Consider the following 16,005-nt stretch of genomic DNA (forward strand, 5'->3'; position numbering starts at 1 on the left):
GTTGGCCGAAACCACCGCTACCCCCGACGCACCGGTCGCCGCCGAACCGGAACTGGACGGTCGCGTCCGCGGGCTGCAGGGCAACGAGAGCCAGGCGAAGCTGATCTGGCGGGGGTTCCGCGCCCACCGGTTGGCGGTCGCGAGCTTGATCGTCCTCGGCATTCTCTACCTGATGGCGGCCTTCGCCGAGTTCCTGGCGCCGACCGATCCGCATGAGTTCAACGCGCGCTACACCTACGCGCCGCCGCAGGCGATCCACTGGATCGATACCAACGAAGACGGCTCGTGGGCGTTTCGGCCGTATGTTCACGGCTACAAGGTCGAGGTTGATCCAGAGGTGCTGCGCCGGACATTCGCCGTCGACGAGTCGGTCAAGTACTACATCAAGCTATTTCCGGAGGGCACCAGCTACGAGTTCTGGGGCCTGTTCGAATGGGATCGTCACCTGTTCGGCGTCGAGGGGCGGCGCGCCGTCATGTTCCTCCTCGGCGCCGATCGCCTCGGTCGGGACGTGCTGTCGCGGGTGATCTATGGTGCTCGGATCACCCTGTCCGTGGGGCTTGTCGGCATCATCCTCAGTCTGGTGCTCGGCATCCTGATCGGTGGCATCTCCGGCTACTACGGTGGCTGGATCGACGATATCATTCAGCGCCTGATCGAGTTCCTTCGATCGCTACCGGCAATCCCGCTGTGGATGGGGCTTGCGGCAGCGCTGCCGCGTGATTGGTCGCCGCTCCAGATCTATTTCGCCATCACCGTGATCCTGTCCCTGATCGGCTGGACTGAGCTGGCACGCGTGGTGCGAAGTCGATTCCTCGCGCTCAAAAGCGAGGACTATGTCGCGGCCGCGAAACTCGACGGCGTCGGAGACCTTCGCATCATCCTGCGCCACATGGTGCCGGCCTTCACCAGCCACATCATCGCCGCGGCGTCCCTTGCCGTTCCGGTGATGATCCTCGCCGAAACCAGCCTCAGCTTCCTTGGTCTGGGCCTGCAGTCGCCGGTGATCAGTTGGGGCGTACTCCTGCAGGAGGCCCAGAACATCCGCTCACTGGCGACCGCTCCATGGCTCTTGTGGCCGGGGGTCGCGATCGTCATTGCCGTGCTGGCGATGAACTTCGTCGGCGACGGTTTGCGCGACGCGGCCGATCCGTATCGGGAAACGAGCTGACCGTGGCCGTCGAACCCAACAACAACGCCTTGGAGGTCAGCGGCCTGTCGGTCGAGTTCCGGCTCCTCGGTCAGTCGATCAAGGCCGTCAACAACGTCTCTTTCAGCCTGAAGCGCGGCGAGACGCTGTGCGTTGTCGGGGAAAGTGGGTCGGGCAAGTCGGTGACCGGTCGAGCGCTACTGCAGATCACGCGACCAGGGATCATCACCGGCGGTCGCATTATCTTCCGCGACGGTGACCAGCCGGTCGACATAGCCGAAATGGCACCCGACAGCGACGCGATCCGTACGATCCGCGGCAACCGGATCGCGATGATTTTCCAGGAACCGATGAGCAGCCTCAGCCCGGTTCACACTATCGGCGATCAGATCGTCGAGGCCATCCGGCTGCACAACGAGACGACAAAGGAAGCCGCCGAGGAACGTGCGATCGATCTGCTCCGTCAGGTTCAAATCCCGCAGCCCGAAGAGGCGGTCAAGAAGTATGCCTTCCAGTTCTCCGGCGGGATGCGTCAGCGAGCGATGATTGCCATGGCGCTGAGTTGTCGTCCGGACATCCTTATCGCTGACGAACCGACCACCGCGCTCGACGTCACGACCCAGGCCGAGATTCTGCGGCTGGTCATCGCGCTCCAGCGCGAGATGAACATGGCCGTTCTGTTCATCACCCACGATCTCGGCGTGGTCGCCGAAGTCGCCGATCGGGTGGCGGTGATGTTCCGCGGTGAGATGATCGAAACCGGGCCGGCCGCCCAGATCTTCCACGCGCCGCAGCAGGCCTACACCCGGCAACTGATCGGCGCGTCGTCCAAGTTCAGCGTTACCGGCGGCCACGATCGAGACGCATCCGACGAGGAGACGGCGAAGCCGATCCTTCGGGTGCGGGACGTGAATCTAACCTTCCGCTCGTCCTCGGGCTTCATCAGGCGGCGTTCGGTCAAGGTCGACGCATTGAAGGATGTGTCCTTCGATCTGAAGGAAGGCGAGAACCTCGGCATCGTCGGGGAGAGCGGGTCCGGCAAGACGACGCTCGCCAGAGCCATCGTCGGTTTGGTCAAGGCCCAGACCGGTTCGGCCATCTACAACGCCGGCGACTCTCGCGAGATCGAGCTGTTCGCGCGTGACGCGTTGCGTCGGAACAAGCTGAACGCCGAAATCCGTATGATCTTCCAGGACCCGTTTTCCTCACTCAATCCGAGGATGACGGTTTATCGGATCATCGCCGAACCGATGGCGGTCAACGGTGTGCAGAACGCGGAGATCGCCGATCGCGTCGCGTGGCTTCTGGAACGGGTGGGATTGCCGCCCGAGATGATGCGGCGCTATCCGCACGCCTTTTCCGGGGGCCAGCGACAACGCATCTGCATCGCCAGGGCGCTGGCGGTCAATCCGCGCCTGATCATCGCCGACGAGGCGACGTCGGCGCTCGACGGAACCATCCGGACCCAGATCCTCGATCTGCTCTTCCGGCTGCAGGACGAATTCAATCTGAGCTTCCTGTTCATCGGTCATGACCTGGGCGTGGTTCGCTATTTCTGCGATCGGATCGCGGTGATGCACCGTGGCGAGATCGTCGAGACCGGAACGGCTGCACAGATCTGCGAGCAACCGGAAAAAGCCTATACCCGCCAGCTTCTTGCGGCGGTTCCCTCCAGTGATCCCTCCCACCGTCGGCTGTTCGCCGCCGCCTGAACCAAAACCTGTGGAGTCTTGTTGTGAATCCGATTGAAGGAAATCGCTTTTCGTCGCGTGCCGAATCCGGCGAGGCCGCCGTCGCCTTGTGGAAGCCGCTGCTTCCCTATTTCAGCAAGGGCAAGGGGCGGGTCGACCTCGGCCAGACCGCCGCCCATTTCACCAAGACCGCCGCGGAGCTCGAGGGGTTCGCTCGGCCACTGTTCGGACTGGTACCGCTCAACGCCGGCGGCCTGCCGTTCGACCATTGGCAGGTGTTCGTGGACGGCTTCGCCAACGGGGCCGATCCGTCGCACGAAGACTACTGGGGCGTGGCTTACGATTTCGATCAGCGGATCGTCGAGTCGGCCGCGCTCGGCTTCTCGCTGGCGCTTGCTCCGGACACGCTTTGGGCGCCTCTATCGGACCGCGCCAAGGACAACGTCGCGACCTGGCTGAAGCATATCCTCACGCTTCAGGTGCCAACCAACAACTGGAACTTCTTCCTGGTGCTGGTGTCGCTCGGGCTGGAGCGGGTCGGTGTCGACCATTCGCTGGAGGTGCGCGAACGTGCGCTGCAAACCCTCGAAAGCTACTACGTCGATGATGGCTGGTACTCCGATGGACCGAACCGGCGGTTCGATCACTACATCGGCTTCGCCATGCACTTCTACGGGCTGATCTACACCAAGCTCGCGCCCGACGACACCGCGCGAAACGATCGGTTTCGCGAGCGCGCAGCCGAATTCGCGACCGACTTTCGCGACTGGTTCGCCGACGATGGCGCCGGCCTCGCCTTCGGCCGGTCGATGACCTACCGGTTTGCCCAGGCCGCGTTCTGGGCATCGCTTGCTTATGCCGATGTGGAAGCACTGCCGTGGGGCGAGGTGCGCGGCATCTGGGCCCGCAACATGCGCTGGTGGGGCGACCGCGACTACTTCGACCGCGATGGGGTGATGTCGATCGGCTACTGCTACCCGACGCTTCATATGTCGGAGAACTACAATTCGCCGGGTTCACCGTACTGGGCGATGAAGTCGTTCCTGCCGCTGGCGCTCAGCGACGATCATCCGTTCTGGGCGACGCCGGAAGAGCCGGGACGTCCGGTGGAAGGCGTGAAGCGGAGCCGGACGCCGGGTTTCGTCACCTTCGGGGAACCGAACAACACCGTGTTTTTGTCGTCGGGCAACGTCCAGGATCGGCCGATGCGCTCGGCGCAGGACAAGTACGGCAAGTTCGCCTACGCGACGCATTTCGGTTTCTCCGTTGATGGCGACGCGCGCGGCTTTGAGACCAACGCCTACGACAACATGCTGGTCTTCTCGGACGACGGCCGATACGGCTTCCAGCGGAACGTCCTCGACGATGCCCGGATCGGCGAGGATTTCATCTATTCGCGGTGGCGGCCGTGCCACGGCGTCGAAGTCGAGACCTGGCTGATCGCGCGGCCGCTCTGGCACGTGCGTGTTCATGTTATCCGCTGCGATCGGCCGTTCCACACGCTGGAGGCGGGCTTCGGCATTGAGCGGACCGACCTGCCGCCGGGGCTCCTCGAGGAGGAACAGGATGTCGCCTGGGTGCGGACGGACGCGGCCGGCTCGGCGATCGTCAATCTCGCCGAGACATCGAGCGTTTCCCGCGCCGGTCAGGTGCGGCGGGCGATGGCCAGCACCGCCTTGCACTATCCGCGCGCGCACGTGCCGCAGCTACATGTAGAGCTGCCCGCCGGGGAGCATGTTCTCGCCTGCGCGGTCTTCGCCTCGCCGAACGAGGAGACGATCGACTCCGCGCGCGAGGAGACGCTGGAAGCGCCGTCCGTCGACGCGTTGCGTGAAATGCTCGACCGGGCCGAAGAGGTGGGCGCGCAGAAGAATCCGGTCGAAGACTGACGGAAGCACGGCGGCGCGGGCGAGGGCGGCCGACGCTAGCCCTTCACCGCGCCGGCGGTCAGGCCCGCGACGATGTGCTTCTGAGCGAACACGAACATCACAATCGCCGGCAGGATGGTGAGCGTGATGAACGCGAGCACCAGATGCCAGTCGGTCGAGTACTCGCCCTGGAAGACCATGATCCCCAGCGGCCACGGGTACTTCACTTCGCTGTTGAGCACGACCAGCGGCAGCAGGAAGTTGTTCCAGCTGGTGACGAAGGCGATGACGCCGACCGTCGCCAGGATCGGTCTCGACAGCGGCAAGGTCATCGACCAGAAGAAGCGCATGTAGCCGCAGCCGTCGACCATCGCCGACTCAAACAGCTCCTTTGGCAATGACCGGAAGGCATTGCGGAGCAGCAACACTGAAATCGCGAGCCCGAAGGCAACCTGGGGCAGGATCACGCCCCAATGCGTGTTGAGCAGCCCGAGGTCGCGGACCTTGATGAACAGCGGCAGGATCGCGGTGGCGAACGGGAAGGTGAGGCCGAGGATCAGGTAGTTGAACAGGAACCGCTGGCCGAAGAAGCGCAGGTGAGCGAAGGCAAACGCCGCCGGTGCGGCGACGGCGAGGGTCAGCGCGACCGTGACCGCAGCGATGTAGAGCGAGTTGCCCAGGATCTCCCAATACCGCCACGTCGACAGAATGTCCCAGTAATTCTCCCACTGCCAGTCGCTCGGGATCCAGAACGGGTTGGCGCGCAGTTCGCCCTGCGTCTTGAATCCGCCGAGGGCGGTGGCGAGCAGGGGGACGATGACGATGCCGGCGACCAGACAGAGTACCAGCCAACGGGTCAGCGATCCCGAGGCGCCGGCGGGCCGGCGGGTGCCGCCGCGTTCCGCCGTGTCGGAAACGATACTTCGATCGTCGAGGGTTTTGGCAACGTCAGTCATCGCGCATGAACAGCCGTTTGTAGCCGAAGGCGACGACCACGCTGATGATGAACAGCACGACGCCGACGGCGGATCCGAAACCGACCCGCATGCGGCCGATCCCGAAATAGTAGAGGTAGGAGACGATGGTGTGGGTCGAGTTCAGTGGACCGCCGCCAGTCAGCGCGACGATCATGTCGAAGAACTGGAGCGAGCCGAGCAGTGAGAAGAAAATCGACAGCCGGATCATCGGCGAGAGCTGCGGCACGGTCACATACCAGAAGCGCTGCCAGGGCGAGGCACCGTCGATCGCGGCCGCCTCGTAGAGATGCGGGTCAATGTTCTGAAGCCCGGCGATGTAGAGCATCATGTGGAAGCCGAAATACTTCCAAACGATCACGGTCAGCACCGCCGAGAAGGCGAGGTCTCGGTCAGCGAGAATGTGGACCGGGCCGTAGCCGAGGGACTCCGAGATGAGAGTCAGCATCCCGTAGTTGCCGTCGAACATGTAGCGCCAGATGAGGCCGGCAGCGATGTCGGCAAGGATGAACGGCAGGAAGAACAGCATCCGGAAGGCGACCGCGCCGCGGAAACGGTCGGCGAGTAACACCGCCATCGCCAACGCCAACGGAAGCTGGACGGCGAGCGATACGACAATGATCAGGATGTTGTTCTGAAGGGCGTGTCGGAAGACCTTGTTCTCGAAGATCTGCCCGTAGTTCTCCAGACCGACAAAGCGATCCGGTGCGCCGAGGCCATTCCAGTTGAAGAAGCCGTACCAGGCCGCTTCGCCGATCGGCAGGATCACGAAGACCGTGAACAGCATGAGCGCCGGCGGCAGGAAAATCAGGACCGTTGTCAGCCCGCCGGGTGTGGTCGAACGACCGCGCTTCAGAAAAGGGATGGCCGCCATGTCTGCTTTATCCCGCTCAGCGTCCGATCCGTCGGAAAGACGATGACACGATCATCGTAGACCGGTCAAAACGGCCGTGCCCCGACTGCGGATCGGGGCACGGTCTTGGCGTCGTATCAAGAGGAAGCTCAGCGTTGTTCCCAGGCTTCCTGGACCGCTTCGGCGCCTTCTTCCGGTGTCATGTCACCGGCAGCAATAGCGACCGAGATGTCGTTGACGACGCGACCCACCGACGGACCAAGGTCCTGATCAAAGAAGATTTGATGGTAGGTCGAGGCCGATAGATCCTCTGCCATTCGCTTCTGGAGCGGATCGGTGATCGCGTCATCGATGCCGACATTGGCCGGGATGTAGAAACCCTTCTCGGCCGCTATCCGCTGGTAGTCAGGCTGGAGGAAGTGCCGCACGAAGGCGATCGCTTCCGGCGGCGAACCGTCGGTGATCAGCCAGCCGTTGATCCCGCCAAGCGTTTCGGTCCTCGTGCCCTTGCCGCCGTCGATGACCGGGAAGCTGAGGATACCGATCTTGTCGTCGGGGACGCCGACGCCGTCGGCGGCGTTGTTGCGCTGGGTGTTGGTCAGCCAGCTTCCCATCAGTTGGAAAGCGCCTTCGCCGTCACCCCATTGCCCGGCCGACTGCGGGAACATGGTGGCCAGCCAGCCATCCTGGAACGGTTCGAGCGCTGCGAGCTCCTGCAGCTTCTCACCGGCCTGGATGAACGTATCGGAGTTGAAACCTTCGCTGCCTTCGGCGGTCGCTTGTGCGAGGGCGTCGCCGCCACCAATACGCATGACCAGATAGGACCAGTAGAAGTGCATCGGCCACTTCTCGCCGCCGCCAACGACGATCGGCGTGATGCCGGCATCCTTGACCTGCTGCACCGCGGCGAGGAAGTCGTCCCAGGTCACGATCGCGTCGACGTCGACACCAGCTTGATCGATCAGATCCTTGTTGTAGAAGAACACGACCTCGGAGAGATGGTTCGGCGCGCCGACGATCTTGCCGTCGATATTGAAGGCCTGCGCGGCACCGGGTGAGAACACGTCGGTGAAGGCGCTGGCCTCTTCGGTCACGTCGGCCAGAAAGCCCGCATCATTCTGGGCGCGCATGACACCACCGCCCCAGCTGTAGATGATGTTGGGCCGGTCATCCGACTGCAGCAGCGTCGGAAGCTTCGCCTTGAACGCTTCGTTCTCCAGATACTGGATATCGACATCGACACCGGGGTTGGCCGCTTCGAAGTCGGCCGCGGCCTGATTCCAGAGATCCTGGGTTTCCGGGTTCGACTCGACGTGCAGCATCCGCACGGTCGTGTCGGCCGCGGCCGGTGCAATGCCGAGCATCATGGCAACGGTCATGCCGGTGAGGGCACTCTTCCACATTTCGTCATCCTCCCTTTGAGGTCGCGACGGGCCGCCAACCGGCCCCGTTCTTTAATTCGTATAGCAAAATAAATCTGCGGCCGGACCTGATCTGTGTCAAGGGCGAAATGACTGTCCTCGGTGTATTTAGGCTGATTTCGCCGTTGACACCGTCCGGGACCGGTGGGATTAAATCGCCGATCCGTAATTATTCTCATGGCGCGACGATCGTGAAGACGGCTGACCCAGAGTTGATGCGAGCCATCAATCGCGTCCATGTCATGGACACGATCCGCCGGTTCGGGCCGATCTCGCGAACCGAGATATCGGAGCGGACCGAGCTCAGCCCGACGACGGTTTCAGCCATCACCGCATTGCTGCTTGCCGACAACCTGATCGCGCCGCATGCGGTCGGCGCCATTCGCGATGCGACCCGCGGCCGCCCGCGCGTGATGCTGGAGCTCAATCCGTCCGCTGCCTATGTGGTCGGTGTCAAGCTGACGCCGGATCAGATCACGATCGCAACGACCAATTTCCGCGCCGACGTTATGAATGCTCTGTCGCTGCCGATCCGCATCGATCGGCAGTCGGTACCGGTGATCGCCGATCTGGTCGAGGACGGCATCCGTCGCAGCGTCGCGGATGCGTCGCTGACCATCGAGGGGATCAGTGGCGTGTGCGTCGGCTTGCCGGGTGTCGTCGAGCGCGAGTCCGGCCTCTGCCGCCAGAGTCCGATCTTCAACACGCCTGACGTTCCGTTCGGGAAGGAACTGTCGGATCGACTGGGCCTGTCGGTAACCGTCGACACAGATGTCAACCTGGTGACGCTGGCCGAGCACTGGTTTGGCCAGGGTCGTGGCCTTGACGACTTCCTGGTCGTCAGTCTCGAGCATGGCGTCGGCCTCGGCATCATGCACAAAGGCGAGTTGTTTCGCGGTGCGAACGGTCGCGGGCCCGATCTCGGCGACCTCTTGGTGGCCGATCCGCGTCAGGACGGGCGCAACGCACCGAGCCGCCTGGCCGACGTGGTGTCGACGGCCTTGAAGCCTAATGGCGCGGGAAACGGCAGCAAATCGAAGCCGGCCAACGCTGAGGTCTATCGCGCCGTCGGCGATGCGGTCGGAATGGCGATCGCCAATCTGATCACTTTGTTCGCGCCACCGAAGGTGATCCTCGCCGGTGCCGGACTCGCGATCGGCGATGACCTTCTCGATCCGCTACGCGAGGCGGTGGCCTCGCTCACCCCGTCGAGCCTGGCGGACGTCGCGGAGGTCGTCGTGCACGAGTGGAATGACGAGACCTGGGCGCGCGGGGCGGCGGCGATGACGCTCCGCGATCTCTATGGCGCGCCGTGGAGTACCACCGGCCCGGCGAGCGGGCCGCAGAGGAACGGGGGCGGCTAGTCATGGCTCACGCATCAGAACCAACACCCGAAGCGGCCGCCGCATTCGACGCGTTCGACGTGGCCCAACCGCTGACAGTCGACCACGTGGAGGCGCGGGTCGAGGCGCTTCTCGCCGAACTGACTCTGGATGAGAAGCTCGGCCTGATGGACGGCGATCTGACGTTCTGGAAAGGCCTCGCCAAGATGAGCGCGCCCGGTGGCTACAGTAGCCAGGCGTGGGTGGCGGGCGCAGTGGCGCGGCTCGGTATCCCCGGCATCCGGTTCAGCGACGGACCGCGCGGTGTGGTGATGGCCGGCGGTACGACGTTTCCCGTCACCATGGCGCGGGGCGCGACCTTCGATCCCGACCTCGAAGCACGGGTCGGCGATGCGATCGGCCGGGAGTTGCGGGCGATCGGCGCCAACCTGTTCGGCGGTGTTTGCATCAATCTGTTGCGCCATCCGGCTTGGGGGCGGGCGCAGGAAACCTATGGCGAAGACAGCTATCACCTCGGTGTCATGGGCGCGGCGCTGGCCACCGGCGTCCAGAACCACGCGATGGCGTGCGTCAAGCACTACGCCTTGAACTCGATGGAGAACGCCCGCCAGACCGTCGATGTGTCGGCCGACGAGCGCGCCCTTCACGAGGTCTACCTGCCGCACTTCAAACGAGTTGTTGACGCAGGGGTCGCCGCGGTGATGAGCGCCTACAATACCGTCAACGGCGAGCAGGCGGGTCAGAACAAGACGCTGCTCACCGACATCCTCAAACAGGAATGGGGTTTCGACGGCTACGTCCTGACCGACTTCATCACCGGAATGCGGGACGCCAAGACGGCGGCACTCGCCGGTCAGGATCTCGAAATGCCCTTCGCCACCATTTACCGCCAGCATCTGAAGGCGCTGGTGGAGAGCGGCGATGTGCCGCTCGCTCGGATCGACGACGCGGCCCGACGCCTGCTGCGGCAGCAGCTACGGCTTGGTGCGGACACGGCGACTGCGGCCGATTACCCGAGGGCCGTGATCGGTTGCGAGGATCATCGCCGGCTGTCCCGCGAAGTCGCCCAAAAGGCGATCGTACTTCTGAAGAACGACGGCGATCTGCTACCCTTGACCGACGTCGGCAGCATCGCGGTTATCGGCCATCTCGCCGATACGCCGAACACCGGCGACGGCGGGTCGAGCAACACCAATTCGGCCTATGTTGTGACCCCACTTGAAGGCGTGCGCGCCGCGGTCGGCGAGGGCATGACGGTCTTCCACGACGACGGCCAGGATCGCGACGCTGCGGCCGCGCAGGCAGCGAACGCCGATGTCGCTTTGGTCGTCGTCGGCTATACCCACGCGGACGAGGGCGAGTACATTCCGCCCGGCATGCTGAAGCCGTTCCGTGATCTGTTTCCGGCACCGGAATCAGATGAGGTCGCCATCGCCGACCGCGTCCTCAACATGGACGAAGGTGGCTTTTCGCCCGGCGGCGATCGCCTTAGCCTGACCCTCCATCCCGATGATGAAGCGCTGATCCAGGCGGTGGCGGCCGCCAATCCGAAGACGGTCGTCGCGATCATGGCAGGCAGCGCGGTGATCACCGAGGCGTGGCGCGACTCCGTGCCCGCGATCCTGATGCTGTGGTATCCGGGCATGGAAGGCGGCAATGCGCTGGCCGATGTGCTGCTCGGCCGCGTCAATCCCAGCGGTCGTCTGCCCTGCACCTTCCCGCAACGGGCGGATGATCTGCCATTCTTCGACCGCGACGCCAAGGCGATCACCTACGACCTATGGCATGGCTACCGGAAGCTCGATCGGGACGGTGCGGCGGCGGCGTTCCCGTTCGGCTTCGGCCTGAGCTACACCGACTTCGCACTCTCCAATCTCCGGCTCGAGGAGTCGACAGTTGCGGCTGATGGCGCGGTCAAAGCGACCGTCGACGTCACCAACACCGGGAACGTCGTCGGGGATGAAGTGGTTCAACTCTACGTGTCGGCCAGCGGCTCGGCGGTCGAGCGTGCGCCGAAGGAGTTGAAGGCTTTTGCCCGTGTTTCGCTTGAGCCGGGAGAGACGCGAGCTGTGACGTTGTCCGTGCCGGTCGCCGATCTCGCTTACCGGAACGATGGCCGTTGGGTGGTCGAGCCGATTGAGTACGTGGCGATCGCCGCCCGCCACGCCGAGGACGGAGACGCGCTCAGCGAGCCCTTTCGCGTGACGTGAATAATGAAGCGCGCCGTGAGGGCGTGGCGACGAGGAGATACGATTTTGGATACAGTAGGCATCGGCATCATCGGGTGCGGCAACATTAGTGGCGCCTATCTCACCGCCGCTCGGGGATTTCCGATCCTCGACGTGCGTGGCGTCGCCGACATTGATGCTGCAGCGGCGGAAGCGCGAGGGCGCGAGTTCGATCTGCCGGCAGTTCCGGTCGACGATCTACTGGCCGATCCGTCGGTCGATATCATCGTCAACCTGACCATTCCGCTGGCCCATGTGGAGGTAGGGCTCGCGGCGATCGCGGCGGGCAAACACGTTCATTCGGAGAAGCCACTGGCCGTGACCACCGCGGACGCGCGGCCTCTGCTCGAGGCGGCCGCCGAGCGGGACCTCCGGGTCGGATGCGCGCCGGATACCTTCCTGGGCGGAGCGCACCAGACCTGCCGTAAGCTGATCGACGACGGCGCGATCGGTACGCCCATCGCCGGCACTGCGTTCTTCATGTGCCCGGGCCACGAGCGCTGGCATCCCAGCCCGGCATTCTATTACCTGCGCGGTGGCGGTCCGATGCTCGACATGGGTCCGTACTACATCACTGATCTGGTCAATCTGCTCGGGCCTGTTGCCCGGGTCGCCGGCATGAGGTCGCGGCTTCGATCGGAGCGCCTGATCACCAGCGAGCCGTTGAACGGAACCCAGATCCCGGTGGAGGTGCCGACCCATGTGACCGGGACATTGGAGTTTGTCTCGGGCGCGATCGTCACCATCGCCATGTCGTTTGATGTGGCCAAACACGGTCACCGACCGATCGAGCTTTATGGGTCCGACGGGGCGATGGCCGTGCCCGATCCCAACCACTTCGGCGGTGACATCGAAATTGCCATGACCGGGGACGAGGACTGGCGGATCGTGCCGACCGAGCACGGCTATGCCGATGGCAACTACCGCATCATCGGCGTCGCCGACATGGCCTACGCGATCCGTACCGGGCGTCCGCACCGTGCCAGCGGCGATCTCGCGTTCCACGTCCTGGAAGTGATGGAGGCGTTCGAGGCGTCGTCCGAAAGCGGCGCCCACGTTGTCATCGAAAGCCGGCCCGAGCGCCCGGCGCCGCTTCCGATCGAACTGGTCGACGGTGCGCTGGACTGAGCCGCGGCAGCGAAATTGATAGGAGTGCAAACATGCGTGAAGCGTTGATTGTGTGGGGCGGCTGGAGTGGCCATGAGCCTGAGGCGGGCGCCAAGATCATCCGCCAGATGCTGGAGGAAGAGGACTTCAAGGTCTACGTCGAGAATACGACGGAAGCCTTTGCCGACCCAGCCATCGCCGACATGAGCCTCGTCGTTCCGATCTACACCATGTCCAAGATCGAGAAAGAGGAACTCGACAACCTGACCGCCGCGGTGCGCGGCGGAGTCGGTCTCGGCGGCTACCATGGCGGCATGTGCGACGCGTTTCGCGAAGCGGTCGACTACCAGTTCATGTGCGGCGGTCAGTGGGTCGCCCATCCGGGCAACATCATCGACTACCGGGTAAATGTCGCTAAACCGGACGACCCGGTCATGGAGGGCATCCAGGATTTCCCTTATCGGTCGGAGCAGTACTATATGCACGTGGATCCCTCGAATGAGGTTCTCGCGACCACGACGTTCTCCGGCGAGTATGCACCCTGGATCGAAGGCGTCGTCATGCCGGTGGTGTGGAAGCGCCACCACGGCCAGGGCCGCGTGTTCTATTCCTCGCTCGGTCATGTGGCGAAGGAGTTCGACGTGCCCGAGATGCGGACCATCCTGCGCCGCGGCCTTCTTTGGGCGGCGCGCTGACGGACGCGCCGGCGGCAACCTTCTTGGGTCGGCCCATCGACGGCCACCCGCCCGCCCCCAACGACCAAGCGGCGACCGATGAGGCCGCCGCTTTCGGTGGATCGCTGGCGCCGATTATCGGACGACCGAGATCAGCGTGTTCTGCTTCCCGTTCGACTTCACGAGCTTGTAGAAAAGCTCGGCATTGTCCGGGTGCAGCCGGATGCATCCGTGGGACGCCGGCTGGCCCAGGCGCTTGAGGTCTGTCGTTCCGTGCACGGCATAGCCGCGATAGTAGAACACCGACCACGGCATCGGCGCGTTGTTGTATTTGCGCGACCGGTGGCGCGGCGAGAGCCATTCAGCGTTCCAGCGACCGGTCGGCGTGCGGTAGCTGCCTCGGCCACTGGAAATCGTGAACACGTGCTCCAGCCGCTCGTCGACGTAGACGTGCATGGTCTGGTCGGAGAGGTCGACCCGAGCCACGACCCGCTTCCTGGTCGGCTCCGATGCCGCCTCGGTCGCGGGCGCCTCGGCCAGGCTGGCGACTTGCGTCCCGTCCAACACCTCGGCCGAGGCAATACCTGCGCCGCTGACGAAGAACACGGTCGCGACGGCCGGCACCAGAAGCCGACGCCACGACCGTTTCATGGGAACGGTACCCATCGCTTTCGCGGTCGCTTAGCGGGTGACGACGACGCGGGAATTACCCATGCCGTATTTGCGGATCAGCGAATAGAGCTTCGCCGCATTCGACGGATGGAGGCGTACGCAGCCATGCGACGCCGGCCGACCGAGGTTACGCACCGCAGTCGTGCCATGGATCGCGTAGCCACCATGGAAGAAGACGGAATGCGGCATCGGCGCGTTGTCGTACTTGCGTGAATACCAACTCCGCTCCAGCCGCTTCGGCCGGTACGTTCCGGTCGGCGTGCGATAACCGGCGCGGCCGGTCGAAACCGCCCACTTGTACTTGGTGACACCGTTAACCTTGACGTACATGCGTTGCGACGAGAGATCGATGCGCGCTTCCACTTTCGCAGCCATGGCAGGCGCTGCGACAACGAATGCAAAAAACGCGACGATGATACCGAAAATCTTCATAGGTCCAGCCCTCTCTATTTCGGTCCAGACAATCTGTCTGGCTTCAGCCCTCCTGCATTGATCAGGAACGATACCAGAGTTTCCATAAACAACATGTAACCCGGTTCACGTCCGTGGTAGATCGTTGGCCGGTATTGCAAGGGGGCAACGGTGGCGCTGCTGATCGTCGGTCTGATTCTGTTTCTCGGTGTTCACTCGTTCCGGATGGCTTCACCGGGCACTCGTGACGCACTGATCGCCAGGTGGGGCGAGGGGCCGTATAAGGGTCTCTATTCGCTGGTCGCCCTGGTCGGATTCGCGTTGATAATCTGGGGCTTTAGCCGTACCATGAGCGCCCCGGAGTTTCTGTATTTCCCGGCCTTCAATCTTCGCTACCTGGTGGCCGGGATGATGCTCGTCGCACTGATCCTGGCGGTTGCCAGCGGAACACCCGGAAGTTACATCGCGCGGACGGTTCGCAATCCGCTGCTGATCGCGACCATCCTCTGGGCGGCGGCTCACCTAATTGTGAACGGCGAAACCGCCACGACGGTATTGTTTGGTGCGTTTCTCGTGTGGGCACTGGCAGACCTGATCGCCCAACATTGGCGCCCGGCCGCCGAGCGCCCACCGGCCGATTGGCGATACGACGCGGTGGCCGTCGTCGCCGGCGTCGTTCTTTATGTCGTGCTGGTCGTCTGGGCGCATCAGTGGCTGTTCGGCGTTGGCGCCATGGTTTAGTGAACGTAACCCGATTATGTCCAAACAGACTAAAGTCCGCCGCTTGACGGCGAACGACATTCGAGCGCGCAAGGGCGACGATCCGATTGTCGCGCTCACCTCTTATCATGCCCACACCGCGCGGATCATCGATCCGTTTGTCGACTTCATCCTGGTCGGCGATTCGCTCGGTATGGTGATGCACGGCTACGAGACGACAATCCCCGTCACCGTTGACATGATGGTGCTCCAGGGGCGTGCTGTTATGCGCGGTGCCAGCGAGAGTCTCGTGGTGGTCGACCTGCCATTCGGCAGCTACGAGGAGAGCCGCGAACAAGCGTTTCGAACCGCTGCGCGGGTGATGAAGGAAACCGGCTGCGGCGCCATCAAGCTCGAGGGCGGCGCCCGCATGGCCGACACGATCGGATTCCTGGTCGAGCGCGGGATACCGGTGATGGGACACGTCGGCTTGACCCCGCAATCGTTCAACACGATCGGCGGCTTCAAGGTGCAGGGTCGCGATCCGGCAGCGGCCGACTCGATCCGTGACGACGCCAAGGCCGTCACCGATGCTGGAGCATTTGCGGTTGTCGTCGAAGCCGTCGTCGAGCCGCTGGCCCGGTCGATCACTGACGCGATCACGGTTCCGACGATCGGTATCGGGGCGTCGCCCGCTTGTGATGGGCAGATTCTTGTACTGGAGGACATGCTGGGCCTGAGCGACTGGACGCCGAAATTCGTGCAGACCTTCGGGAATCTGTCCACCCACATCGAAGGCGCCGTTCGCGATTATGCGGATGCGGTCAAGTCGGGTGCCTTCCCGTCCATGGATCACGTCTACAAACCAAAGACATAGGGTGCGCTTTGCAAGACGCGGAGACGTTTGCAACCGT

Annotated in this window: 14 protein-coding genes; 9 read left to right on the top strand and 5 right to left on the bottom strand. The window is 63.6% G+C overall.

From position 1 onward, the window contains the following. The first annotated feature begins 1 nt into the window (after position 1). From ACO076_RS12890 to ACO076_RS12900, 3 genes are read left to right on the top strand one after another with little or no spacing between them, the layout of a single operon-like run. The gene (locus ACO076_RS12890; RefSeq protein WP_421723235.1) at positions 2 to 1,171 is read left to right on the top strand and encodes an ABC transporter permease; all 1,170 of its coding nucleotides are present in this window, start codon (positions 2 to 4) and stop codon (positions 1,169 to 1,171) included. Positions 1,172 to 1,173: 2 nt separating this feature from the next. Then, on the top strand, positions 1,174 to 2,862 hold the full coding sequence (locus ACO076_RS12895; protein ID WP_421723236.1) for an ABC transporter ATP-binding protein: 1,689 nt from the start codon (positions 1,174 to 1,176) through the stop codon (positions 2,860 to 2,862). A 23-nt stretch (positions 2,863 to 2,885) separates the two neighbouring features. Continuing rightward, positions 2,886 to 4,730 carry a DUF2264 domain-containing protein gene (locus ACO076_RS12900; RefSeq protein WP_421723237.1) on the top strand — a complete coding sequence of 615 codons (1,845 nt, stop codon included), beginning with the start codon at positions 2,886 to 2,888 and terminating at the stop codon, positions 4,728 to 4,730. Between the two features lie 35 nt (positions 4,731 to 4,765). Here the strand turns inward: ACO076_RS12900 and ACO076_RS12905 are convergent, their stop codons facing one another. The 3 genes from ACO076_RS12905 to ACO076_RS12915 form a co-directional block, all read right to left on the bottom strand. After that, positions 4,766 to 5,665 (bottom strand): carbohydrate ABC transporter permease, encoded by a 900-nt coding sequence (locus ACO076_RS12905; RefSeq protein ID WP_421723238.1) that lies wholly within the window; start codon positions 5,663 to 5,665, stop codon positions 4,766 to 4,768. Then, positions 5,658 to 6,557, bottom strand: coding sequence for a carbohydrate ABC transporter permease (locus ACO076_RS12910; RefSeq protein ID WP_421723239.1), 900 nt, complete (start codon positions 6,555 to 6,557; stop codon positions 5,658 to 5,660). Before ACO076_RS12910 ends, ACO076_RS12905 begins: the two co-directional genes overlap by 8 nt. A gap of 128 nt (positions 6,558 to 6,685) precedes the next feature. Continuing rightward, a complete protein-coding gene (locus ACO076_RS12915; RefSeq protein ID WP_421723240.1) occupies positions 6,686 to 7,939 on the bottom strand; it encodes an extracellular solute-binding protein in 1,254 nt (417 codons plus the stop codon). A 209-nt stretch (positions 7,940 to 8,148) separates the two neighbouring features. Between ACO076_RS12915 and ACO076_RS12920 the strand changes: the two genes are divergently transcribed. Genes ACO076_RS12920 through ACO076_RS12935 form a run of 4 tightly spaced genes read left to right on the top strand, consistent with a single transcriptional unit; the run spans position 8,149 to position 13,330 of the window. Further along, positions 8,149 to 9,321 (top strand): ROK family protein, encoded by a 1,173-nt coding sequence (locus ACO076_RS12920; protein WP_421723241.1) that lies wholly within the window; start codon positions 8,149 to 8,151, stop codon positions 9,319 to 9,321. A gap of 2 nt (positions 9,322 to 9,323) precedes the next feature. Continuing rightward, positions 9,324 to 11,510: a glycoside hydrolase family 3 C-terminal domain-containing protein gene (locus ACO076_RS12925; RefSeq protein WP_421723242.1), complete on the top strand. Its 2,187-nt coding sequence runs from the start codon at positions 9,324 to 9,326 to the stop codon at positions 11,508 to 11,510. A 45-nt stretch (positions 11,511 to 11,555) separates the two neighbouring features. Next, positions 11,556 to 12,656, top strand: coding sequence for a Gfo/Idh/MocA family protein (locus tag ACO076_RS12930; RefSeq protein ID WP_421723243.1), 1,101 nt, complete (start codon positions 11,556 to 11,558; stop codon positions 12,654 to 12,656). Between the two features lie 32 nt (positions 12,657 to 12,688). Beyond that, positions 12,689 to 13,330: a ThuA domain-containing protein gene (locus ACO076_RS12935; RefSeq protein ID WP_421723244.1), complete on the top strand. Its 642-nt coding sequence runs from the start codon at positions 12,689 to 12,691 to the stop codon at positions 13,328 to 13,330. Between the two features lie 114 nt (positions 13,331 to 13,444). On the opposite strand, the gene ACO076_RS12940 is transcribed toward ACO076_RS12935, so the two are convergent. Both ACO076_RS12940 and ACO076_RS12945 read right to left on the bottom strand, forming a co-directional pair. Next, the gene (locus ACO076_RS12940) at positions 13,445 to 13,960 is read right to left on the bottom strand and encodes a L,D-transpeptidase (protein WP_421723245.1); all 516 of its coding nucleotides are present in this window, start codon (positions 13,958 to 13,960) and stop codon (positions 13,445 to 13,447) included. A gap of 30 nt (positions 13,961 to 13,990) precedes the next feature. After that, positions 13,991 to 14,413 carry a L,D-transpeptidase gene (locus tag ACO076_RS12945; RefSeq protein ID WP_421723246.1) on the bottom strand — a complete coding sequence of 141 codons (423 nt, stop codon included), beginning with the start codon at positions 14,411 to 14,413 and terminating at the stop codon, positions 13,991 to 13,993. A 150-nt stretch (positions 14,414 to 14,563) separates the two neighbouring features. Between ACO076_RS12945 and ACO076_RS12950 the strand changes: the two genes are divergently transcribed. Continuing rightward, entirely contained in the window at positions 14,564 to 15,133 is a 570-nt protein-coding gene (locus ACO076_RS12950) for an NnrU family protein (protein ID WP_421723247.1), read from the top strand. A gap of 16 nt (positions 15,134 to 15,149) precedes the next feature. Beyond that, positions 15,150 to 15,968, top strand: coding sequence for a 3-methyl-2-oxobutanoate hydroxymethyltransferase (gene panB, locus ACO076_RS12955; RefSeq protein ID WP_421723248.1), 819 nt, complete (start codon positions 15,150 to 15,152; stop codon positions 15,966 to 15,968). Positions 15,969 to 16,005 lie beyond the last annotated feature (37 nt).

Source organism: Bauldia sp., from assembly GCF_965232525.1.
GTDB lineage: Bacteria > Pseudomonadota > Alphaproteobacteria > Rhizobiales > Kaistiaceae > Bauldia.